This is a genomic window from Streptomyces sp. NPDC003284, assembly GCF_053589675.1.
This window is the reverse complement of sequence record NZ_JBSFSI010000018.1, coordinates 47,255-68,741: the sequence shown is the minus strand read 5'-3', so window position 1 is coordinate 68,741 and position 21,487 is coordinate 47,255. Positions and strand designations below refer to the sequence as shown.

The window sequence follows — 21,487 nt, the reverse complement described above, 5'->3', positions numbered from 1 at the left end:
TACCGCGTTCCGGGGCGCGGACACCCCGGTCGGACGGATCCTCGCAGACGGGGGCGGGCGCCGTGGCCCCCGGCGTGATCCGGCGGACGGCGGCGACGGCCGGACGTCCGGATCGCGCCAGGTCCGCGCCGCAGGTCACGGCGCGGCCCGGGGCGGCGCGGGGCGGCGGCCCCACGGGTAGCAGGGTGAGGCCGAGCAGCCCGAGGGGGATGGCCCGCGCGGGTCCCGGGGCGGGCGGCGCCGCCCGGACGGGCGTACCGGACCCGCGGCACCGGCGCGGCGCGGCGACCGCGCCCCGTACGGCCGGGCGCGGCGAGCACCACGGCCGGCGTCCGGCGCAGCGGCGCGAGCACGTCGAGCGCGGACATGCCCGGACCGTGCCCGCCCGGCCCGGAGGAGGACAATGGAATCACGTCAGCGCGGCACCGAGCGGAAGAGGTGCTTCCCGGCCAGATACGGGCTTTCGCCGATGTGGCCGAACTTCGCGTCGCACCATAGATGCCTCAGGCATCTAATGAAGATCGGCACGACGCATCCTTCGTCTGCGAGGTCTTCCATGCCGGACCCGACCATCGAAACCCCCCACTCCGTGGCGTTCCCGCAGGACCGCACCTGTCCCTATCACCCGCCCACGGGCTACGAGCCGCTGCGCGAGTCCGCGCCGCTCGCCCGCGTCACCCTCTACGACGGCAGCGCGGCCTGGGCCGTCACCGGGCACGCCGTCGCCCGTGAACTGCTGGCCGACCCGCGCCTGTCCAGCGACCGCGCCCGTGACGGATTCCCGCTCACCGCGCCCCGGCTGGAAGTGGCGCGCGAGCGCAAGACCGCCCTGCTGGGCGTCGACGACCCCGAGCACCGCGTCCAGCGGCGCATGCTGATCCCCAGCTTCACCCTCAAGCGCGCCACCGCGATGCGCCCCCGCATCCAGGGCATCGTGGACGGGCTGCTCGACCGGATGACCACCCTGGGCCCGCCCGCCGAGCTGGTGCGGGACTTCGCCCTCCCGGTGCCCTCCATGGTGATCTGCGAACTGCTCGGCGTCCCCTACGCCGACCACGAGTTCTTCGAGGAGCAGTCCCGACGGCTGCTGCGCGGCCCGGACATGGCCGACGTGATCGAGGCGCGCGACCGGCTGGAGGCGTACCTCGGCGACCTGGTCGACCGCAAGCAGAAGGAACCGGGCGACGGCGTCCTGGACGAGCTGGTCCACCAGCGGCTGGGCGAGGGCGAACTGGACCGCGCCGACCTCGTCTCGCTGGCCATCATCCTGCTCATCGCGGGCCACGAGACCACCGCCAACATGATCTCCCTGGGCACCTACACCCTCCTCCAGCACCCCGCGCGGCTGGCCGAACTGCGCGCCGACCCCGCGCTGCTGCCGGCCGCCGTCGAGGAGCTGATGCGGATGCTGTCCATCGCGGACGGGCTGCTGCGCCAGGCCCAGGAGGACATCGAGATCGCGGGGGAGACCATCCGGGCCGGTGAGGGCGTGGTCTTCTCCACCTCCGTCATCAACCGCGACGACACCCACTTCGAGGGCCCCGACGACCTCGACTTCCACCGGACCGCCCGCCATCACGTCGCGTTCGGCTTCGGCATCCACCAGTGCCTCGGCCAGAACCTCGCCCGCGCCGAACTGGAGATCGCGCTCGGTTCGCTCCTGACCCGGCTGCCCGGCCTCCGGCTGGCCGCGCCGCCCGAGGAGATCCCCTTCAAACCCGGCGACACGATCCAAGGAATGCTGGAACTCCCCGTGACCTGGTAAGAGGCTGCTCTCATGCGCATCGACATCGACAAGGACCGCTGCATCGGCGCCGGGCAGTGCGCCCTGGCCGCCCCGGGCGTGTTCACCCAGGACGACGAGGGCTTCAGCGCCCTGCTCCCCGGCCGGGAGGACGACGGCGGCGACCCCATGGTCAAGGAGGCCGCCCGCGCCTGCCCCGTCTCGGCGATCACGGTGACCGAGAAGGACGGGGCGGCGCGCGCCACCGGGTGACGCGAGCGGCGGGAGCACCGGCGGCGGGGACGGCCTGGCGGCAGGACCCACGGCCCGCTCCGGCCCGCGGCACGGCGGTAGAGTGCCGTCCGTGACCGAACAGGCCGGAGCAGCACCGGACAGACCCTTCCTCTACGTCGTCGTCTGCGCCGCCGGTGTCGCCTCCGGTGTGGGTGCCCTGGTGGCCGCCGCGCAGACCCGCGGCTGGGAGGTCGGCGTCATCGCGACTCCGGTCGCCATGAGCGGCTTCTTCGACACCGACGACATGCGGGAGCGCACCGGCCGCCCGGTCCGCTCCCGCTGGCGCACCCCGGACGACCCGCGTCCCTTCCCGCCGCCGGACGCCGTGGCCGTCGCGCCCGCCACGTTCAACACGCTCAACAAGTGGGCCGCCGGGATCGCCGACACCCTCGCCGTGGCCACCCTGTGCGAGGCGTACGGCCTGGGCGTCCCGGTCGCCGCGCTGCCCTGCGTGGCCGACGCACTGGCCGTCCACCCCGCCTACCGGGAGAGCCTGGCGCGCCTGCGCGCGATGGGCGTCCGCTTCGGGGATCCGTACAGCGGCATGCCCGGCGCGGACGGCACCCGTGCCGACTTCGCCTGGGAACGGGTACTCGACCTGCTCGAACCCGCCGGAGAACCGGCCGCCTGACCGCGTACGGCCCCGTACGCCCCGTCCGACCGCAGGCGACAGCGTCCGGCCGCGTCCGGCCGGTGATCCGCACCGGCACCGCACCGGCACCGGTCCGGCATCCGGTCCCCGCGGCCGCGGAGATCCTTCACGGCCTACGCTCTCTCCGGCAACCACCCCGATGACGGGAGCAGCAACGATGCAGTACGTGAAGCTCGGTTCGACGGGTCTGGACGTGTCGCGGATCTGTCTGGGCTGCATGACCTACGGCGATCCCGAGCGCGGCACCCACGAGTGGACCCTCGGCGAGGAGGCGTCGCGCCCGCTGATCCGGCAGGCGCTGGAGGCCGGGATCACCTTCTTCGACACGGCCAACGTCTACTCCGACGGCACCAGCGAGGAGATCGTCGGCCGGGCGCTCAAGGACTTCGCGCGCCGCGAGGACATCGTGCTCGCCACCAAGGTGCACGGCAGGATGCGGCCGGGGCCCAACGGCGCCGGACTGTCCCGCAAGGCGATCATGACCGAGATCGACCACAGCCTGCGCCGCCTCGGCACCGACTACGTCGACCTCTACCAGATCCACCGCTGGGACCCGTACACGCCCGTCGAGGAGACGATGGAGGCGCTGCACGACCTGGTCAAGGCGGGCAAGGTGCGCTACATCGGGGCGAGCTCGATGTACGCCTGGCAGTTCTCCAAGGCCCAGTACACCGCGCAGGCGCACGGCTGGACCCGCTTCGTCTCCATGCAGAACCACTACAACCTCCTGTACCGGGAGGAGGAGCGCGAGATGCTGCCGCTCTGCGCGGACCAGGGCGTCGGCGTCCTGCCCTGGAGCCCGCTCGCCCGGGGCCGCCTCACCCGGGACTGGGGCACCGGCACCGGGCGCAGCGCCACCGACGCCTTCGGCAGCACCCTCTACCAGGAGGGCGACCGGGCCGTCGTCGAGGCGGTCACCCGCATCGCGCAGGAGCGCGGGGTGTCGCGCGCCCAGGTGGCCCTCGCCTGGCTGCTGCACCAGGACACGGTGACGGCGCCGATCGTCGGCGCGTCCCGGCCGGGGCACCTGGAGGACGCGGTGGCCGCCGTCGGTCTCGAACTGAGCGACAAGGAGACCGAGGAGCTGACGCGGCCCTACATCCCGCACGAGGTCAGCGGCCACTGACGGTCGGCGGCTCCCGGGGCTCCTACGGCCGTGGCGGCTCCGGCGCGGGCGGGGCCTCGGGCGGCGGCCCCGGGTGGTGCGGCGGTGGCGGAGGCGGCAGGGTCGTGAGATCCGGGGCCGCCTCCGGCCACACCAGCAGCACCGGGCACGGGGCGTGGTCGACGGCGAACCGCACCGCCGGACCCAGGCTGTGCGGGCCGAGCCGGTCGCGGTCCCCGTCGCGGGCCAGCACCAGCAGATCGGCGTCCCCGGCGGCGGCCACCACCTCGCGCTCCACCCGCCCGGCGCGCTCGGTCCGGGTGCACGGCCGCCCCAGCCGGGCCGCCGCCGCGTCGAGCAGTCCGGCCGCCGACGCGTCGCCGAGCCGCGCCAGCCGGTCGCCCGGGTCCCGCTCGCGGTGGCCCCGGCCGAGCAGCCCGGCGAACGCCCCGTGCGCCACACCGGGCACATCGGCCCCGCTGACATGCAGCAGCACCACCTCCGCCGCGTCGGGCGCATGGGCCCGTACGGCGTCCACACAGGCGGGCCAGGTGCCCTCCACCAGCCAGGCGACCACTCGCATACGCCGATCTCCCTCAGCCGTTCCCCGGTCTCACAGCACCAGCAGCGCTCCCCACAGTGCCACCACCGCGGGCACCAGCGCCGCGGGCACGGCCAGCGCCCCGAGCCGGGTGAACTCCTTCAGGTCCACCCCGTGGTCGTGCTGGTGCACGATCCGCCGCCACAGCAGGGTCGCCAGCGATCCGGCGTACGTCAGGTTGGGGCCGATGTTGACGCCGAGCAGCACCGCGAGGACGGCGCCGGGACCGGCCGGGGCGGTCAGCGGCAGCAGGACCAGCACCGCCGGGAGGTTGTTGATCAGGTTCGCCAGGACGGCGGCGAGCGCTGCGGTGCCGAGCAGCGCGAGCAGCCCCGTGCCGCCGGGCAGCAGGTGCCCCAGCGCGTCGGCGAGCCCGTTGTCGACCACCGCGCGGACCACGACGCCGAGGGCCAGCACGAACGCCAGGAACGCCGGGGCGGCGGCCCGCACCACACTCACCGCGGTCGCCTCGCGCCGCGCCAGCGCGCGCCCGGCCAGCACCAGCGCGCCCGCCAGCGCCGCCCACGCCGGGGCGACGCCGAACGCGGACGTCACCACGAAACCTGCCAGCGTGCAGGCCACCGTGACCAGCGCGAACACCGGGAAGGCGGGCGCCTCGCCCGGGTCCGGGGCGGGCGCCGACGCCGCCAGGTCACGGGCGAAGAACCGGCGGAAGACGACGTACTCGGCGCCGATGGCCACCAGCCAGGGCAGCGCCATCAGCGCGGCGAACCGGGTGAAGCTCAGCCCGCTCGCCGCGAACGCCAGCAGATTCGTCAGATTGGACACCGGCAGCAGCAGCGACGCCGTGTTGGACAGGTGCGTGCAGGCGTAGACATGCGGCTTGGGCCGCATCCCCGTACGCGCGGCGGTGGCGAAGACGACCGGGGTCAGCAGCACGATCGTGGCGTCCAGGCTGAGCACGGCCGTGATCACCGAGGCCAGCGCGAACACCGCCGTCAGCAGCCGCACCGGGCGGCCGCCCGCCCGGCGGGCCATCCACGCCCCGCACGCCCGGAACAGGCCCTCGACGTCGCAGAAGTGGGCGAGGACCAGCACCGCGGCCAGGAACCCGACGACCGGCCCCAGCCGCTCGACCTCGGCGCGGGCGTGGTCGAGCGGGATCGCCCCGGTGGCGACGGCCACCCCGGCGGCGGGGACCGCCACGGCCGCCTCGGGCCAGCCGAAGGGCCGTACGACGGCGCAGGCCAGGACGGCGACGAGCAGGACGACGGACAGGGTCTCCGCCAGCGGGGTGTTCAGGACTCGCTCCTCCGGACGCGATCAACGGTGCTCGCACATCAAAGCAAACAGCCGTGGCCGTGCCGCGCGCACGTGCGAGCCGCCGGACGGGTCAGGGCGCGGTGCCGGGGCTGAGCACGGTCAGGAACACCGAGGAGGAGTTGCCGCCCACCGGGACCGGGCCCGCCGTCCACCGCACGGTGAGGTGGTCGCGCTCGTCGGGCGGGGTGACGATCAGCGAGGCGGGCGTCGCGGTCCTCGCGCCGCTCACCTCCGGGTTGGAGAACGTCAGGCCCGCCCACGCGCTCTGGCCCGGCCGCAGCGTCACCGTCGTGGCGGAGCCGCCGTTGCGCCTGGGGTCCGGGCCGAGCTGCCGCCCGGAGGAGTCCACGAAGGCGGCGCCCGGGAAGCCGTGCACCGTGCAGGTGCGGCCGGAGCTGTTGGTCAGGACCAGCGGGAAGTTCTCCTGCCCGGCGCCCGGGTCGTTGCGGCCCACCGTCGCCCTCAGCTCGGAGGTGTGGCAGCGGGTGCTGCGCGCCGCCGTGTCCGTCCCGCCGCTGCTGCGGCCGGCCGCGGTGGTGCCGGTGCTCGCCGGGGCGGCGGGCCGTGTGGTGCCCTGGCCGGGCGCGGCGGTGCTGTCACCGGGCGGCGGGGCGCTCGTGGTGGGCGCGGTGCCGGTCGTGGTGCCGCCGGTGGCGGGTGCGGCGGGGCCCGGCACCTTCTGCGGTCCGGCCGAGGAGCCGTCGGCGTTGCCGCAGGCGGTCAGCAGGCCGAGGACGGCCACCGAACCCGCGAACAGGGCCCGGCGACGGGAAGGGGTCGTGTGCGCCATGTTCCACACTCCTGGAATTCGTCGCACGCGCTCGGGGCGTGCGTCCGGCGCCTCGTGCGCCGACATGAGGGTCCGATGCGCGGACCGGCCGGAAAGTTCGCGGTTCCCGCGGATTCCTCCCGGAGGGTTCTTCCCGCCGCCGGCCCGCACGACGTTCACCCGTACGGGATCAGGTGACCCGCAGCGAGCGAAGTATGCGGTCCGTCGTGCCGTCGCCCTCGCGCCCGCGGATCTGCACATACACCTGCGGCCGTCCGGCGCCACCGGCCGGGACCAGCGCGGCCTCGGTGAGGGCGCCCGCGCCGGGGCAGCCGCCCCAGGTGCGCACCCGGCCCCGCCACCGCCCGTCGGAGTAGGCCCGGCCGCCCTCGTAGCGGCAGCCGGGATGGTCCGCGGCCGCCACCCGGGCACTCACGTCGCCCTGCTCGCTCAGCCCGACGAACACGCCGCTCACCTCGGTGTCCAGGTCCGGCCAGTCCGCCAGGTCACCGGCGACCGCGAGCCCCGGCTCGTGCCCGGCGGGCAGCCCCAGCGACGCCGGGTCCCAGCCGGAGTCCCGCAGCTGCCGCCCCCAGCTCTTCGGCACCCGCACCTCCACCCGCCCGGTCGCGTCCGCCACCCGCACCTCGGAGGGCCCGTCGGCCCGCAACGTCAGCGCCAGTGCCACGCCCGCCCCGGCGACCGCCGCCAGCACCAGGGCCGCCGTCAGCGCCACCGCCCTGCGCCGCCGCCGGACCGGGCGGTCCGCGGCGCCGCCCGCACCCGCGGTGTCCCCAGCGCTGCCCGCACCGCCCGTGCCCGCCGGACCCGACGTCCTGGGGGCCTCCGCCGCAGCGGGGTCCGGCCCGCCCGAGGCAGACGCGCCCGCCGCGCCCGCCGCGCCCACCGGGTCCAGCACGGTCCACGGCTCCGCCGCACCCGTCGGCCCGCCCGCGCCCGGCCGGGCGTGTCGCGGCTCCTCGGCGTCTGCGGTGGCGCCGTCCGCCTCCGCCGTCCGCTCCAGTTCCCGGGCGAGCGCCTCGGCGCTGGGCCAGCGCTGCTCCCGGTCCGGGGCGAGGGCGCGGAGGAGGATGTGACCGACGGCGGGATCCAGACCGGGGCGCAGGCGCTCGGGCGGCACGACGCGGCCCGGGGCGGCCGGTACGGTGCCCGTCAGCAGGCGGTAGCCGACCGCGCCCAGGCTGTAGACGTCGGCCCGCGCGTCGATGCCCGCGCCCGGCTCGGCCTGCTCGGGCGGCCGGTAACCTGCGGAGCCTGCGGCCAGGGTCAGGCCCGACGCCTCGGCCAGTGTCTTGGCCAGGCCCAGATCGGCGATCAGCACCCGCCGGGTGCCGTCGCGGGCCGTGCGCAGCAGCACATTGCTCGGCTTGACGTCCCGGTGCACGATGCCCGCCTCGTGCAGCGCGTGCGCGCCCCGCGCCGCCAGCGCGGTCAGCCGCAGCGCCTCGGGCACCGGCAGCGGCCCCGCCCCGGCCAGGTCGTCGAGGGTGCCGGCGTCGGCGTACTCCATGACGAAGTACGGCCTGCCGTCGGGCAGCTCCCCGATGTCGTGGACCTGCACCACCCGCGGCGAGCCCGCCTTGCGCAGCAGCCGCGCCTCGGACAGGAACCGCTCGCGCACATCCAGGCGGTGCGCCCAGTTCTCGGCGAGGACCTTGACGGCCACCGGCGCGTCCAGCTCGTCGTCGTGGGCCAGCCACACCGTGCCGAAGGCGCCGGTTCCCAGGCGCCGTTCGAGCCGGTAGCGGCCGATCCGTCCGACGGAGTGCATGGCACTATCATGCCTGCTGCGAGATCGACTCCGAGGAGGCCCGTCGTGCCGGATGCGGCGCCGACCGAAGAACACGCCCGGCGCGCCGCCACGGGCGACCCGGCCGCGCTGGAGGAGCTGCTCCAGGAGATCCGCCCCGAGGTGCTGCGGCGCTGCGCGCGCTTCCTGCCCTGCCGCGAGGACGCGGAGGAGGCGGCGCAGGACGTGCTGCTCCAGGTCGCCCGGCGTATCACCACGTTCGAGGGCCGCAGCCGCTTCAGCACCTGGCTGTACACGGTGGTCGCCAACTGCTGCCGGCAGAAGTACCGCGAACTCAAGCGGCGCGCCGCCGAACAGCCCACCGCCCTGGAACCGGCCCAGCACGTCGACCCGCGCACCACCAGCGTCATCGCGGGCTCCCGGGTGGACCTCCTGGAGGCGCTGGAGCGGCTGGAGCGGGAGCATCCGCATCTGGTGGCGCCGCTGGTCTACCGGGACATCTGCCAGCTGGAGTACGCGGAGGCCGCCGAGCGGGCCGGGATTCCGCTCGGCACCCTGAAGTCGCGGCTGCACGAGGCGCGCCGCCAGGTCAGGCCCTGGCTGACCGACGCGTCCTGAGGCCGGGCCGGGCCCGCGGCGGCGTCACTCCTCGCCGAGCAGGTTCAGCTCTGCCCAGATGGTCTTGCCCTCGGTGGTGTGCCGGCTGCCCCAGCGCTGGGTGAGCTGGGCGACCAGCAGCAGCCCGCGGCCGCCCTCGTCCCAGGTCTTGGCCCGGCGCAGATGCGGGGCGGTGTTGCTGGTGTCGGAGACCTCGCAGATCAGATGGGTGTCGTCGTGGATCAGACGCAGCCTGATCGGCGGGGTGCCGTACCGGATGGCGTTGGTGACCAGCTCGCTCACCACCAGTTCGGCGGTGAACGCCACCAGGTCCAGGCCCCAGGTGCCGAGCTGGTCGACGACCTGCTTGCGGACCGGCGCGACCAGCGACGGGTCCGCCGGGATGTCCCAGGTGGCCACCTGGGAGGGCGGCAGGCCGCGGGTGCGGGCCAGCAGCAGCGCCACGTCGTCGGCCGGGCTGCCCGCCGGGAGCAGCGCGTGCAGGACGCGGTCGCAGGACTCCTCCAGGGACTCGCCCCCCTCGGCCAGCGTCTCGCGCAGCAGCAGCTGGCCCGCCTCCACGTTCCGCTCGCGGCTGTCGACCAGCCCGTCCGTGTAGAACGCCAGCACACTGCCCTCGTCGAGGTCCAGCTCGGCCGACTCGAAGGGCAGTCCGCCCAGGCCGAGCGGCGGGCCGGGCGGCAGATCGATCCGGCGGGGCGGGCCGTCCGGCGGGACCAGCACCGGCGCGGGATGCCCCGCACGGGCCAGCGTGCAGCGCCGCGACACCGGGTCGTACACCGCGTACAGACAGGTCGCGCCGACCTCGCCGGGGCGGCCGTCCGCCTCGTCACCGGCCTCGGCGGACATCCGTGCCACCACGTCGTCGAGGTGGGTGAGCAGTTCGTCGGGCGCGAGGTCGATGTCCGCGAGGGTGCGCACCGCCGTGCGCAGCCGCCCCATGGTGGCCGAGGCGCCCACCCCGTGCCCGATGACGTCCCCGACGACCAGGGCGACGCGCATCCCGGACAGCGGGATCACGTCGAACCAGTCGCCGCCCACGCCCGCACGGGCGGCCGGGAGGTAGCGGGAGGCCGCCGTGACGGCGGCGGTGCGCGCCAGGGTGCGCGGCAGCAGGCTGCGCTGGAGCGCGAGGGCGGTCTCGCGCTCGCGCGAGTAGCGGCGGGCGTTGTCGATGCAGACGGCGGCGCGGGCCGTGACCTCCTCCGCCAGCAGCACATCGTCGGGCAGGAACCGGGCGGGCTGCGCGAACCGGGTGAAGACGGCCACCCCGAGCGTCATCCCGCGCGCCCTGATCGGCACCGACATCGTGGAGTGGACGCCGAGCCGCCCCACCCGCAGGCTGCGCGCCGGGCTCCAGGCGAGCCACTTCGCCAGGTCGCCCGAGTTCTCGGAGACCACGATCGCGTGCCCCGACAGCAGGGAGGCGCCCTGCGGCGAGGCCGCCGGGTACACCTCGGTCCCGCCGGGCGGGGTCACCGCCTCGGGGTCGCCGGGCGTCACCGACCGGTGGGCGGCGCGCCGCAGCTCGACGGGCACGCTCAGGGTGCCGATGGGCAGTTCGCCGCCGTGCTCGGGCGGGTCCACCAGGTCGACGCTGACGAAGTCGGCGAGGGCGGGCACACAGACGTCGGCCAGCTCCTGCGCGGTGCGGGTGACGTCGAGGGTGGTGCCGATGCGCACGCTGGCCTCGTTCACCAGTTGCAGCCGTTCGCGGGCCCGGTACTGCTCGGTGAAGTCGTGGGCGGCCACGCACACCCCGCGCACCCGGCCGGCGCCGTCGGTGATCGGGGACAGCCGGGCCATCCACGCGCTCGTCCGGCCGTCGCCGCCGACCGGCACGTACGCGCGCACGTCGTGGGGGCGGCCGGTGTCCAGCACCTGGAGCATGCGCCGCTCGATGTCGGCGCTCTGCGGTCCGGCGCCGATCTCGGAGTGGCGCAGGCCCCGCAGCCGGTCCCCGGAGACGCCGAGCACCTCGGCCATCGCGTCGTTGACGGCCCGCAGCCGCAGCCGGTCGTCGTAGAGCGCGACGGCGCACGGCGACTGGACGAGCCCGGCCTCCGTCAGCGGATCGTCGTCCGGGTCCCCGGGGACCGCGTCCTCCAGCGGGGTGACCGCGAGCCAGCCGCCGCCCTCCTGCGGGCGCCGCCGGTGCGCCAGCACCCAGACGGAGACGGTGTGCCCGTCGCGATGACGCAGAGTGAGCATGCCCGACCAGCGGCCGCCGTCGGGCGGGGCGGCCCCGGAGCTGTCGGCCAGCAGACCGGCGGCGGGCGCGGCCAGTACGTCGTCGGGCGCCCAGCCCAGCAGGCGGCGCGCGCCCTCGTTCCACTCGACGAGGATGCCGCGCTCGTCGACGACGGCCCGCGCCGTGGCGGCATCGTCGAACGGATAGACCGGACTCATCCTCGCCACTCCATCGCGCACACTCACAGTCATCAGGTGTGTCACTCGCGTTCCAGCCTAGTGCGTACCGGCCCGGCGCGGTCGGCCGCCCCCCGCCGGAGTGGCGCGGGCGGCGCACCCGTCCGGCCCCGGCCGCCGCCGTCCGCCCCGTGGTACCGCCGTAAACCTTCCTGACCAGCGGCTATTTACGCGTCAGTACCCGAGCGGTACCGTATGGCCCATGCCAGCGCTCAATGTGGAGTTCAGCGACCGCGAGCTAGAGGACCTGCGGCAGATCGCCAAGGAACGCGGTACGTCGATGAAGGCGCTCGTGCGCGAGGCGGCGGCCGCCGACATAGCCCGGCACCGGGCCCTCCAGGAGGGCGCCGAGGCGTTCCGGCGGTTCTTCGCGGGGCACGCCGACGAGTTCGCCGCCGCCTTCCCCGAGGACGAGCCGACCGGCAGGGGCGAGGGACGGGCCGCCTGAGCGATGACCCCCGTCCTGCACATCGACGTGCCCTGGCTCCTCCAGCGCCATGAGGAAGTACTCCCGGACCAGCCCACGGTCAACGACTTCTCCGCCCTGGTGGCCGCCGTCGCCCGGCATCGCGTGGACCCGCCCCGCCTGGGAGTCGACTCCGACCCGGCCTGGCGGGCCGCCGCCCTGCTGCACACCCTCGCCCTGCTCAAGCCGCTGCCCTCGGCCAACGCCCGCTTCGCCTGCGCCACCGCCGTCGCCTACATGTACGTCAGCGGCGTCGGCATCGACCCGCCCTACGGCGCGCTCGTCGACCTCGCCCGCGATCTGATGTCCGGCAAGACCGACGTCTACGGCGCCGCCGACCGGCTGCGCTCCTGGGAGATCTGAGCGGCGGCGCCCCGGGCCCGCCCGCCGCTCACCGGGCGTCCTCCACCAGGTCGGCGGCGCTCACGGTGGCCGGTGCGGCGTGGCCCGACAGGGCGAGCGTGAGGTCGAACTCCGCCAGCACGCAGCGGATCACATGCTCCACGCCCGCCCGGCCGTCCAGGCCCAGCCCGTAGACGTAGGGCCTGCCCAGCAGCACCGCCCGCGCGCCGAGCGCGAGCGCCTTGAAGACGTCGTCGCCGGTGCGCACACCGCTGTCGAACAGCACAGAGAGCCGGTCGCCGACCGCCGCCGCCACCCCGGGCAGCGCGTCGGCGGCGGCGATCGCACCGGCCACCTGGCGGCCGCCGTGGTTGGACACCACCACCCCGTCCATCCCGGCGTCGGCGGCCGCTCGGGCGTCGTCCGGGTGCAGGACGCCCTTCAGGACGATCGGGCCGTCCCAGTGCTCCCGCAGGAACGCCAGGTCCGGCCAGGTCTTGCCGGGGTCGGCGAACAGGTCGACGAAGCGCAGCACCGCCGCGTCCAGATCTTCGTGCACCGGCCTGGCCAGGCCGGACAGGAAGGCCGGGTCGGTGAAGTAGTTCGCGGTGCCCACCCCGCGCAGGAACGGCAGGTACGCCTGGTCGAGGTCGCGGGGGCGCCAGGCCAGCAGCGGGGTGTCCAGGGTGACGACGAGGACGGCGAAGCCGCACGCGCGGGCCCGCTCCAGGAAGCTCCGGGTCACCTCGCGGTCCTTGGCCCAGTACAGCTGGAACCAGCGCTCGGCGTCCCCCATCGCCTCCGCCACCTGCTCCATGGGCGTACTGGAGGCCGACGACAGCACGAACGGCACACCCTGCGCGGCGGCGGCCAGCGCCGCCGCCGTCTCCGCCTCCGGATGCATGATCGACAGCACCCCGACCGGCGCCAGGGCCAGCGGCGCGGACAGGGTGCGCCCCAGCACCTCGGCCGACAGGTCCCGCTCGTGCACGTCGCGCAGCACGCGCGGCACGATCCGCCGGCGGTCCAGGGCCGCCCGGTTGGCCCGCGCGGTACTGCCGTTGCCCGCGCTGCCCGCCACATAGCCGACCGGGCCCGGACCGAGCCGCCGCTCGGTCAGTTCCTCCAGGCGGCTCATGTCGGTGGGCAGCCGGAGCACCTCGCCCGTCATGCCGCGCAGATAGATCTCGTACTGGAAGTCCGCCCGGTGCCCCGCCATCCGTACGCCGCCTCTCGTCGTCCGCCGCCTGCCGGCCGCCGCCCATACTGGCGGGCCGGGGCGGGGGCGTCCATGGTCCGGGGCCGCGCACCGGGGCGCACGCGCCGGACGGCGGCATCGGGATACGGAGACGGGGCGCGCGGGTGGCCGGGAGGTGAACCGGGGGCGGAACCGGTCCGGACCAACCGGAATGTTTCAGGCCGATTGCCGAGCGCGCAGATCAGGCCATCCGGCCGGATTCCGTGATCGTCGGGCCCATGGATGGGGGCCCGGCACGTGAAGATTCCGTGACTTCACGCCACTGATTCAACACGCAAGGTTACCGAAAGCAGTGGGTCCGATGTGAGTTTCCGTCGCGGACTCGGCAGACTCCCGCTCGCCGGGCCGGTACCGACCGTGCCGGACCCGCGACCCGACGACACCTTGCGGAAGGAAGCACACAATGCGGAACACCGCGCGCTGGGCAGCCACCCTCGCTCTGACGGCCACCGCCGTCTGCGGACCTCTCACCGGAGCCGCCCTGGCCGCTCCGTCCGGCGCCCCCGCCTCGCTCTACGCACCCTCGGCCCTGGTGCTCACCGTGGGCCACGGCGACAGCGCCGCCACCGCGGCCCCGGAACGCGCCGTCACCCTGAGCTGCGCCCCCACCGCCTCCGGCACACACCCGGCCCCGGCCGACGCGTGCGCCGAGCTGCGCGCCGCCGACGGCGACCTGGCGGCGCTGGCCGCCGGTAGGGACACCGAGGTGCTGTGCACCCGGGAGTACGCCCCCGTGACGGTCACCGCCGACGGCGTCTGGCAGGGCCGCCGGGTCTCCTTCCTGCACACCTATGCCAACGCGTGCGCGAAGAACGCCGCCCTGACGAGCGTCTTCGCCTTCTGAGACCGGGATCGCGCGGTCCCCGCGCAGCAGTCGAGGGTCCCGTGACTGGGGAGTGCGGGGCCCGGCGCGGGGACCGGCGGCGATCCCGCCCCAGGGGCCGGCGGGCGGAGTGGGGCCTTCCGCCGGCTCCTGGCATCGCGGCGTGTCACCCGGGCGCGTCCGGCACGGTACGGTCACGGCCTCCGACCGGCCCGCCGGACGGGCCCGGGGCGCGCCTGCGGTGACTCGTGTCGCACCACGGATAGCGGCGGCTGCGGCGGCAGGTGCACAGCGCCACCCGGAACCGGTCGGAGGAGACCGTGGTGCCGTCCTCCAGTTCCACCTCCACCGGGCCGTCCAGCAGGATCGGGCCCTGCCGCCGCACGGTCACCCGGCACGGCGGAGCCTCCGGCCGCGGCGCGGGCCCGGCGCTGTCACAGGGGTCGTTCGGCACGGATGACCACCAGCTCCTCCTGTTCCTCGGCCGCGTCCAGCAGCCCGCTGGCCCGCAGCCACTCCCGCCGCGTCCGCAGCACCGGCCCGAATCCGATCCAGCGCCTGCGCACCACGGCCGCCTTGCAGCCGCCCGTCCGCAGCAGGTCCAGGGTGCGGTCCGGATCGCTCAGCGCCGAGTGGACCAGCAGCAGGACGCCCGCGGGGCGCAGCAGTGCGGGGCCGTCCCGGCAGATCCGGTCCAGGACGAGCCGCCCGTCGTGCCCGCCGTCCCAGGCGCGTGACCTGCCCCGCGGGGCGTGCCGGGCCGGGGGAGCGGGGACGTAGGGCGGATTGGCGAGGACGAGGCCGAAGGACCGCCCGCGCACCGGCCCGAACAGGTTGCCGCGGCGGGCGCGCACCGGCAGCCGGTTCAGCCGGGCGTTGAGCCGGGTGGTCCACACCGCCCGGCGCGACACGTCGACCGCGGTCACCCGGGCACCGCGCCGGGCGGCCGTCAGCGCCAGCTCACCGCTGCCCGTGCCCACGTCCAGGACCCGCGTCCCCGGCCCGAGGGCCTCGTCGGACAGGGCCTCGGCCAGCAGCGCGGTGTCCTCCTGCGGGGCGTACACACCCGGAAACACGAATCTGCTCACGTCCCGCGAGTACCCCGCGTCCCGCGTTCAGTGCCGTTGGCCCGCCAGGGCCGGTGCGGGCGCGCCGAGCGGGACGCGCAGCGCCGAGCGGCCCGCGCGCCAGTCGGTGAGGAGCCGGTCGCCGAGCCGGTCCTCCAGATGGCCGGTGGCGTCGATGCCGAAGGCGACGTCGGCCGCCAGGTGCGGTTCCTCCGCCAGCAGCCCGGCGATCACCTCGTGGCGCACCACCTGCTCGTGCACCGCGTCCGCCTCGACGTGCTCGTCGTAGAAGAAGACGGCGGCGGGTCCGGCGCCGGTGCGCCGCAGCGCCTCGGCGAGCCGCCGGGAGCCGGGCGAGGAGGTGATCTCGACCGCGGCGAAATGCCCCACCAGCGCACCGCGCAGCGCCCGGTGCAGCCCGAACAGCGACATCAGGTTCACCGTGGCCAGCACCTCCGCCGTGCCCGCTTCCAGATAGCGGCCGTACGACGTGTCGAGGTCCAGGTCCCGCATCAGGCCGGCGAAGAGCCGGGCGTGCACGCGTTCGGCCCGGCCGCCCCCGTACTCGTCGAACTCCACCGCCGCCATCGCCGCCTTGGCCCGGCCCCACAGCCGGGGCAGCACCCAGGCGTGCGGGTCGGCCTCCTTCAGGTGGTACAGGGAGCGCAGGGCGGCGTACTCGCGCAGCTGCCACAGCTCGCCCTCGCCCCGCAGGTAGTGGGAGACGCCGGTGCCGTGCACCGGTTCGACCAGGAGGTCGTCGAGCGCGTCGTCGACACCGGCGTGGCGGGTCGCGTCGGCGCGCAGCGCGGTGAGGAAGCGCCGCTCCAGCGCGGCCCGCACGGTGAGCAGGGCCGGGTCCCACTCACGCTCGGCGGCGACACCGGCGAACGAGCGGTAGTGCAGCTCGTAACAGAGGTAGAGGGCCAGGTGCAGATCGTCGCCGTACGGCGACGCGGCGGCGGCGTCCTCGGCGCGGGGGAGCGGGCCGGTGCCGCGCAGATACTCCCGCACGCCCGCGCTCAGCGGGCCGCGGGCGGACGGCAGCTCGGGTCCTCGGTGATCGTCGTCCATGGCGCACGGGTACCCGGCAACCGCCCCGCCACCCCGGCCCGGCCGGTCCCCGGGCCGTCCCCGCTCAGTCCGTCCCCGCCCCTGTCCCCGTCCCCGTTCTCGTCCTCGTCCGTGGCCTCCTTCTTCGCCTTCCTTCCCCTTCCGCCTTCGCGCCCCTCCGTGGTCCGTGCGGTGACGTCAGCCCCGGGTGGTCGCCGGTGTCCGGGTGGCGGTCGCCGCGGCCAGCCGCAGGGGTACGGGGTCCAGGGGCGCTGCGGGCTCCTCGCCGAGCCGGGACACCCGCTCCCACCAGGTCGCCCCGGCCGCGCCCTCCTCGATCTGGCGCAGCAGCACCCCCTCGCGGATGGCCCAGGGGCAGAGGGTGAGCGACTTCAGGCCCATCAGCTTCATCGCGGTGTGCCCCACCACGGCGCCGGCCAGGCTCTGCGCGGCGCGCGGCGCCGAGATACCGGGCAGCGCGGAGCGTTCGGCGGCGGGCAGGGCGGCCAGCCGGCCCACCGCGCGGCGCAGCGCCGCCCGCTCCAGCCGCCGTTCCACGAACGGACCGTGCCGTCCGGGCGCGGCCCCGCACAGCCGGCCCAGTTGCTGGAAGGTGCGCGAGGTGCCCACGGCGGTGCGCGGCCCCTCCCAGCGGATCCGGGCGGCCACGTCCCGCAGCTGGTGCCGCACATGGCGCCGCAGCTCCTTGAGCCGCTCCGGGGACGGCGGGTCCGCGTCCGCCAGGAACTCATGGGTCAGCCACCCCGCGCCCAGCGGCAGCGAGGCCGCGAAGTCGGGCAGCCGGCCGCGTCCGAAGGCCACCTCGAAGCCGCCCCCGCCGATGTCGAGCAGGGCCAGCGGCCCGCACCGCCAGCCCATCCAGCGCCGGGCGCCGAGAAAGGTCAGCTCGGCCTCGACCTCACCGGGCAGGGTGCACAGCGCGACGCCGGTGCGGGACCGGACGGCGCGCAGCACCTGGAGCCGGTTGGGCGCGGCGCGCACCACGGCGGTCGCGAAGGCGGGCGGGCCGGCCGCGCCCCACCGGGCCGCCGTGCGCCCGGCCTCCGCGACCGCCCGTACGAGGCGTTCCACCGCCTCCTGCGGGATGTCCTCCCCGGGCCGCACCTGCTCGGAGAGCCGCAGCCGCCACTTGGCGGTGTGCACCGGCAACGGTGCTCCGCCCACGGCGTCCGCGACCACCAGCCGGACGGTGTTCGACCCCACGTCCATCACGCTGATTCGCATGGCCCCGTGGCTACCCAGCCCGGTGATCGCCCACGCCTGCCACCGGAGTGAACGGCGGACGGACACCGGGAGAACGGCCGGTTTCGTCCGGGTTGAGTCCCGGTGAAGCGAAGGGGCCGCCGTCGCGTGGACGGCGGCCCCGGTTCGCGGTCGCGCACGGGCGCGGCTCCGGCGGAATCACATGTGCACGACCGGCTCCGCGTGCGTGTCCTGGCGCGGCACGCCGGGACGGAAGAGCAGGAAGGCGATCACCGCCCCGGCCGCGAAGAGACCGGCCGACCACCAGAAGGCGGTGGTGTAGCTCTCGATCGTGGCCTGGGCCCGGACGGCCGGGCTGGTCGCGTCGTGCCCGGTGAGATAGTCCGTGGCGGCGCTCGCGGCCAGCGTGTTCAGCAGCGCCGTACCGATCGAACCGCCCACCTGCTGCATGGCGTTGACCGTCGCGGAGGCGACACCGGCGTCCTCGGCGGCCACGTTGCCGGTGGCGAGCTGCATGGCGGGCGGCATGACCAGACCGAGGCCGACTCCGATCACCACGAGCTGCGGCAGCACCGCGCTCACGTAGTGCGAACCGGTGCCGATGCCGGTCAGCCAGGCCATGCCCGCGGTGGCGACGGCGAAGCCGAGCGGCAGCACGGTCTTCGGGCCGAGCCGGGGCACCAGGACGGTGGTGCCGAGCTGCGCGGTCACCATCAGCGCGCCGACCATCGGCAGGAACGCCGCACCGGTCCTGGTCGGGCTGAAGCCCAGGTTCAGCTGGAGGTAGTAGGTGAGGAAGAGGAACACGCCGAACATGCCGGCGCCGGTGATCAGCACGGTGACGAACGAGGCGGCGCGGTCGCGGTCGAGCAGGATGCGCAGCGGCATCAGCGGGTGCGCCGCCCGGGTCTGCCACCAGGCGAACGCCGCCAGCAGCACCCCGCCCGCCAGCAGGAAGCCCCAGGTCAGCGGGGAGCCCCAGGCGTGGGTCTCGGCGTTGGAGAAGCCGTAGACCAGGGTGAAAAGACCGGAGGCGACCAGGACGGTGCCCGGTACATCGAGCTTGGAGCCGGCGGCGTCGCGGTGTTTGCCGAGCAGGATCCAGCCGCCCGCGAAGGCCACGACCGCGATCACCACGTTGACGTACAGCGTCCAGCGCCAGTCCAGGGCGTCGGTGAGCAGACCGCCCAGGAGCAGGCCGACCGCGCCGCCGGCTCCGGCGATGGCGCCGTAGACGCTGAAGGCGCGGGCGCGTTCGCGCGGGTCGGTGAAGGTGGTGTTGAGCAGGGAGAGGGCCGCGGGGGCGAGCAGCGCGCCGAAGACGCCCTGGAGGGCGCGCGCGGTGACCAGCATGCCGAAGCCGCCGGCGGCGCCGCCCAGCGCGGAGGCCGCGGCGAAGCCGACGACGCCCACGAGGAAGGCGGTCCTGCGGCCGAACAGGTCGGCTATGCGCCCGCCGAGCAGCAGCAGGGAGGCGAAGGCGAGCGCGTACGCCGTCACGATCCACTGCCGGTTCCCGTCGGAGAAACCGAGGTCGCGCTGGGCGGAGGGCAGGGCGATGTTCACGATGGTGGCGTCCAGCACCACCATCAGCTGGGCGACGGCGACGACGGCGAGGATCCACCACCGCCGGGGCGAGGCGCCGGGCACGGTGCCGGGCGCGGCGCCGACGGCGGTCGCCGGGGTGCCGTCGGTCAGGGTCTTGTCGGGCATGTCGGGAACCCATTTCCGGTGAGGTCGGGCGGGGCGTCGCAGCGCCGACCGGATAAAGGAAACGTAAACGAAACGGTTTCGTACACATCGAGCCTAGACGACCGCGAGCGAAACGGCAACGTTTCGCTGCGGCTCAGTCGTCCGGGCGGGCGCGCAGCAGGAGCACCGCCACGTCGTCGACCCGTTCCCGCGCCGCCGCGCTGTGCCGCAGCAGCAGATCGGCCAGGTCGCCCAGCGGCGCGTCACCCGCCTCGCCGAGCCGTCGGCCCAGCTCGGCGAGCGCGTCCTCGATGTCGGTGCCGGGCGATTCGACCAGCCCGTCGGTGTAGAGGGCGAGCACCGAACCGGGCGGAAGCTCCACCCGGGTCGTCGGGTACGCCGCCGCCGGGTCGATCCCCAGCAGCGGGCCCCCGGCCAGGTCCAGCACCCGCACCCGCCCGTCCGGCCTGCGCAGCAGCGGCGGCGGATGCCCGGCCCGGGACATCACGGCACAGCGTTCGGCCGGGTCCAGCCGCAGATACAGACAACTGGCGAACAGTTCGACGCCGAGGTCCATCAGCAGCCGGTTGGTGCTCGCCATGACGTCCTGCGGGTCCTGGCCGACCGTCGTGTACGCCCGCACCGCCGTGCGCAACTGCCCCATCAGCCCGGCGGCGGTCACGTTGTGCCCCTGCACGTCCCCGATCACGGCCGCGGCCCCCGGCCGGGTGGGCACCAGGTCGTAGAAGTCGCCGCCGATCTCCATCCCCTGGGTGGCCGGCAGATAGCGGGCGGCGGCGTCGAAGCCGGGCAGCCGCGGCAGCGTGTGGGGCAGCAGCGCCTGCTGGAGTCCGTGCGCCAGCCGGTGCTTGGCGTCGTACAGCCGGGCCCGTTCCAGCGCCTGCGCGATCAGGCTGCCCAGGCTCGTCAGGACGGCCCGCTCGTCGGCGGGGAAGGGGTGCGGTTCGGCGTAGGCGAGCACACAGGTGCCCACCGGGCGGCCGGACGCGATCAGCGGCAGGTACGCCCAGGCCGCGAAGCCGTCGCGGACCGCCTGGCGCACCGGGTACAGCCGTTCGAGCTGCCGGCGGGACTCGAAGAAGGCCGGAGCGCCGGTGGACAGCACCCGGGCGCTCGGGGTCGGCGCGGTGAGCGGGGTGCCGTGGAAGTCCTCGACGGCGCGGAGGTTGTCGTAGCCGCGATGCCCGAGCACATGCAGCCGCCCCGCCTGGGAGCCGAGGATCATCAGCGCCCTGCTGCCCACGGCCGGTACCACCTCGTCCGCGACCAGCCGGACCACGTCCGCCACGCCCACCGCCTCGGTCAGCGCCCCGGCCAGGCCCAGCACCCGCGAGATGGTCACCAGACCGGCCGCGGGCACACCCGCGCCGGGCCGGGGCGTGCCGCGCCCCGGCTCCGCGACCGGCCGGGCCCGGCTGATCCGCACGGTCAGCCCGGTGGTGCTCGGATACATCCGGAAGGACAGCCAGTCGCCCGGCGGGCGCAGCGCCACGAACGACGTCACATGCTGGCTGAGCAGGGCGGCCCGGTAGCGGTCCTCGTACATGGGGTCGTTCAGCCACGGCACCGACGCCCACAGCCGGGTGCCCAGCAGTTCGCCCGCGGGCAGGCCGAGCAGGTCGGCCGCGGCCGTGTTGGCGAAGGAGAGCCGGCCGTGCAGATCGAGCGAGACCAGCCCGTACGGCAGCCGGGCCGCCATGCGCACCGCCTCGGCCGAGCCGAGCGTCCCGGCCACGCCCCCGGTCGGCGGCGCGGCCAGCAGATCGGGTTCCGGCAGGACCGGCCGGTGTTCCGCCGCCGCCCGTTGCAGCCGCAGCGCCAGCCGGTCGCAGGCCGCCGTCAGATGGTCGCGCTCCCAGTCGGACAGCACCGGCGGATGCGCGTCCGGCCAGGTCACGAAGACGGCCCCGTACGCGGTGGCGCCCGCGGCCAGCGGCATCGCGGCCAGCGCGAAGGGGTAGGGCAGGACCACGGCGATCCGCGGATAGCGGCGGGCCATCTCCTCCTCGCCGCCGACCCAGATCAGCCGCCGCTCGCGCACCGCCTGCGCCACCGGGATCGGCGCGCTCAGCCCGACCCGCTCCCAGGGCGCGGCGAAGGCCCGGGGCATGCCCGCCATGACGGCCATCTCCAGCACCGGCTGGTCGGGGGCCAGCAGATACACGGCACCCGAGTGCGCGTGCACCTCGTCCAGCAGGGCGGCGAGCGCGAGGGACAGCAGCGGACGGCCGAGCGGCCCGGTGGCGGCCGGGCGCTGTCCGGACGTCCGCCCGTCCGACACGGCGACCACCTCCTCG

At 75.3% G+C, this 21,487-nt stretch carries 20 protein-coding genes; 8 read left to right on the top strand and 12 right to left on the bottom strand.

The window, feature by feature from the left end; all coding sequences use genetic code 11:
• Nucleotides 1-556 precede the first annotated feature (556 nt).
• The 4 genes from ACWDYF_RS29690 (at nt 557) to ACWDYF_RS29675 (ending at nt 3,795) form a co-directional block, all read left to right on the top strand.
• Nucleotides 557-1,765 (top strand): cytochrome P450, encoded by a 1,209-nt coding sequence (locus ACWDYF_RS29690; RefSeq protein WP_389470618.1) that lies wholly within the window; start codon nt 557-559, stop codon nt 1,763-1,765.
• Nucleotides 1,766-1,777: 12 nt separating this feature from the next.
• Complete coding sequence (locus tag ACWDYF_RS29685; protein WP_389470621.1) at nt 1,778-1,996, top strand: ferredoxin; 219 nt, start codon at nt 1,778-1,780, stop codon at nt 1,994-1,996.
• 91 nt (nt 1,997-2,087) lie between these two features.
• On the top strand, nt 2,088-2,648 hold the full coding sequence (locus tag ACWDYF_RS29680) for a flavoprotein (RefSeq protein WP_381744227.1): 561 nt from the start codon (nt 2,088-2,090) through the stop codon (nt 2,646-2,648).
• 178 nt (nt 2,649-2,826) lie between these two features.
• Entirely contained in the window at nt 2,827-3,795 is a 969-nt protein-coding gene (locus ACWDYF_RS29675; RefSeq protein ID WP_389470625.1) for an aldo/keto reductase, read from the top strand.
• Nucleotides 3,796-3,817: 22 nt separating this feature from the next.
• Here ACWDYF_RS29675 and ACWDYF_RS29670 read toward each other — a convergent pair whose 3' ends face one another.
• From ACWDYF_RS29670 to ACWDYF_RS29655, 4 genes are all read right to left on the bottom strand, one after another.
• Nucleotides 3,818-4,357 (bottom strand): universal stress protein, encoded by a 540-nt coding sequence (locus ACWDYF_RS29670; protein WP_389470629.1) that lies wholly within the window; start codon nt 4,355-4,357, stop codon nt 3,818-3,820.
• Nucleotides 4,358-4,387: 30 nt separating this feature from the next.
• The gene (locus ACWDYF_RS29665; protein WP_389470749.1) at nt 4,388-5,638 is read right to left on the bottom strand and encodes an SLC13 family permease; all 1,251 of its coding nucleotides are present in this window, start codon (nt 5,636-5,638) and stop codon (nt 4,388-4,390) included.
• A 91-nt stretch (nt 5,639-5,729) separates the two neighbouring features.
• A complete protein-coding gene (locus tag ACWDYF_RS29660; protein ID WP_389470633.1) occupies nt 5,730-6,449 on the bottom strand; it encodes a DUF4232 domain-containing protein in 720 nt (239 codons plus the stop codon).
• 169 nt (nt 6,450-6,618) lie between these two features.
• Nucleotides 6,619-8,220: a serine/threonine-protein kinase gene (locus tag ACWDYF_RS29655; protein ID WP_389470636.1), complete on the bottom strand. Its 1,602-nt coding sequence runs from the start codon at nt 8,218-8,220 to the stop codon at nt 6,619-6,621.
• Between the two features lie 45 nt (nt 8,221-8,265).
• On the opposite strand from ACWDYF_RS29655, the gene ACWDYF_RS29650 reads away from it, so the two are divergent.
• Nucleotides 8,266-8,817 (top strand): RNA polymerase sigma factor, encoded by a 552-nt coding sequence (locus tag ACWDYF_RS29650; RefSeq protein ID WP_018570004.1) that lies wholly within the window; start codon nt 8,266-8,268, stop codon nt 8,815-8,817.
• 24 nt (nt 8,818-8,841) lie between these two features.
• On the opposite strand, the gene ACWDYF_RS29645 is transcribed toward ACWDYF_RS29650, so the two are convergent.
• Nucleotides 8,842-11,226 carry a SpoIIE family protein phosphatase gene (locus tag ACWDYF_RS29645; RefSeq protein WP_389470641.1) on the bottom strand — a complete coding sequence of 795 codons (2,385 nt, stop codon included), beginning with the start codon at nt 11,224-11,226 and terminating at the stop codon, nt 8,842-8,844.
• 220 nt (nt 11,227-11,446) lie between these two features.
• Between ACWDYF_RS29645 and ACWDYF_RS29640 the strand changes: the two genes are divergently transcribed.
• Together ACWDYF_RS29640 and ACWDYF_RS29635 are read left to right on the top strand one after the other, a co-directional pair.
• Complete coding sequence (locus tag ACWDYF_RS29640; RefSeq protein ID WP_026252884.1) at nt 11,447-11,692, top strand: hypothetical protein; 246 nt, start codon at nt 11,447-11,449, stop codon at nt 11,690-11,692.
• A gap of 3 nt (nt 11,693-11,695) precedes the next feature.
• The gene (locus tag ACWDYF_RS29635; RefSeq protein ID WP_018570001.1) at nt 11,696-12,073 is read left to right on the top strand and encodes a hypothetical protein; all 378 of its coding nucleotides are present in this window, start codon (nt 11,696-11,698) and stop codon (nt 12,071-12,073) included.
• Nucleotides 12,074-12,101: 28 nt separating this feature from the next.
• Here ACWDYF_RS29635 and ACWDYF_RS29630 read toward each other — a convergent pair whose 3' ends face one another.
• Nucleotides 12,102-13,271, bottom strand: a complete 1,170-nt coding sequence (locus ACWDYF_RS29630) for an alpha-hydroxy-acid oxidizing protein (protein ID WP_389470645.1) — start codon at nt 13,269-13,271, stop codon at nt 12,102-12,104.
• 442 nt (nt 13,272-13,713) lie between these two features.
• Between ACWDYF_RS29630 and ACWDYF_RS29625 the strand changes: the two genes are divergently transcribed.
• On the top strand, nt 13,714-14,154 hold the full coding sequence (locus ACWDYF_RS29625; protein WP_389470648.1) for a subtilase-type protease inhibitor: 441 nt from the start codon (nt 13,714-13,716) through the stop codon (nt 14,152-14,154).
• Between the two features lie 145 nt (nt 14,155-14,299).
• Here ACWDYF_RS29625 and ACWDYF_RS29620 read toward each other — a convergent pair whose 3' ends face one another.
• From ACWDYF_RS29620 to ACWDYF_RS29595, 6 genes are all read right to left on the bottom strand, one after another.
• Nucleotides 14,300-14,587 (bottom strand): CDGSH iron-sulfur domain-containing protein, encoded by a 288-nt coding sequence (locus ACWDYF_RS29620; RefSeq protein ID WP_051576188.1) that lies wholly within the window; start codon nt 14,585-14,587, stop codon nt 14,300-14,302.
• Nucleotides 14,568-15,197, bottom strand: a complete 630-nt coding sequence (locus tag ACWDYF_RS29615; RefSeq protein ID WP_389470752.1) for a HemK2/MTQ2 family protein methyltransferase — start codon at nt 15,195-15,197, stop codon at nt 14,568-14,570. Before ACWDYF_RS29615 ends, ACWDYF_RS29620 begins: the two co-directional genes overlap by 20 nt.
• A 51-nt stretch (nt 15,198-15,248) precedes the next feature.
• The gene (locus tag ACWDYF_RS29610; RefSeq protein ID WP_389470650.1) at nt 15,249-16,274 is read right to left on the bottom strand and encodes an iron-containing redox enzyme family protein; all 1,026 of its coding nucleotides are present in this window, start codon (nt 16,272-16,274) and stop codon (nt 15,249-15,251) included.
• 177 nt (nt 16,275-16,451) lie between these two features.
• Nucleotides 16,452-17,498, bottom strand: coding sequence for a Ppx/GppA phosphatase family protein (locus ACWDYF_RS29605; protein ID WP_381744237.1), 1,047 nt, complete (start codon nt 17,496-17,498; stop codon nt 16,452-16,454).
• Between the two features lie 177 nt (nt 17,499-17,675).
• Entirely contained in the window at nt 17,676-19,190 is a 1,515-nt protein-coding gene (locus tag ACWDYF_RS29600; protein ID WP_389470654.1) for an MFS transporter, read from the bottom strand.
• A gap of 133 nt (nt 19,191-19,323) precedes the next feature.
• On the bottom strand, nt 19,324-21,480 hold the full coding sequence (locus ACWDYF_RS29595) for a SpoIIE family protein phosphatase (protein ID WP_389470656.1): 2,157 nt from the start codon (nt 21,478-21,480) through the stop codon (nt 19,324-19,326).
• Nucleotides 21,481-21,487 lie beyond the last annotated feature (7 nt).

Bases quoted from the DNA above. Each gene is read 5' to 3' on its own strand.
- ACWDYF_RS29690 (WP_389470618.1), top strand. From the start codon at position 557: ATGCCGGACCCGACCATCGAAACCCCCCACTCCGTGGCGTTCCCGCAG.
- ACWDYF_RS29685 (WP_389470621.1), top strand. From the start codon at position 1,778: ATGCGCATCGACATCGACAAGGACCGCTGCATCGGCGCCGGGCAGTGC.
- ACWDYF_RS29675 (WP_389470625.1), top strand. From the start codon at position 2,827: ATGCAGTACGTGAAGCTCGGTTCGACGGGTCTGGACGTGTCGCGGATC.
- ACWDYF_RS29670 (WP_389470629.1), bottom strand. From the start codon at position 4,357: ATGCGAGTGGTCGCCTGGCTGGTGGAGGGCACCTGGCCCGCCTGTGTG.
- ACWDYF_RS29660 (WP_389470633.1), bottom strand. From the start codon at position 6,449: ATGGCGCACACGACCCCTTCCCGTCGCCGGGCCCTGTTCGCGGGTTCG.
- ACWDYF_RS29655 (WP_389470636.1), bottom strand. From the start codon at position 8,220: ATGCACTCCGTCGGACGGATCGGCCGCTACCGGCTCGAACGGCGCCTG.
- ACWDYF_RS29645 (WP_389470641.1), bottom strand. From the start codon at position 11,226: ATGAGTCCGGTCTATCCGTTCGACGATGCCGCCACGGCGCGGGCCGTC.
- ACWDYF_RS29640 (WP_026252884.1), top strand. From the start codon at position 11,447: ATGCCAGCGCTCAATGTGGAGTTCAGCGACCGCGAGCTAGAGGACCTG.
- ACWDYF_RS29635 (WP_018570001.1), top strand. From the start codon at position 11,696: ATGACCCCCGTCCTGCACATCGACGTGCCCTGGCTCCTCCAGCGCCAT.
- ACWDYF_RS29630 (WP_389470645.1), bottom strand. From the start codon at position 13,271: ATGGCGGGGCACCGGGCGGACTTCCAGTACGAGATCTATCTGCGCGGC.
- ACWDYF_RS29625 (WP_389470648.1), top strand. From the start codon at position 13,714: ATGCGGAACACCGCGCGCTGGGCAGCCACCCTCGCTCTGACGGCCACC.
- ACWDYF_RS29610 (WP_389470650.1), bottom strand. From the start codon at position 16,274: ATGGACGACGATCACCGAGGACCCGAGCTGCCGTCCGCCCGCGGCCCG.
- ACWDYF_RS29605 (WP_381744237.1), bottom strand. From the start codon at position 17,498: ATGCGAATCAGCGTGATGGACGTGGGGTCGAACACCGTCCGGCTGGTG.
- ACWDYF_RS29600 (WP_389470654.1), bottom strand. From the start codon at position 19,190: ATGCCCGACAAGACCCTGACCGACGGCACCCCGGCGACCGCCGTCGGC.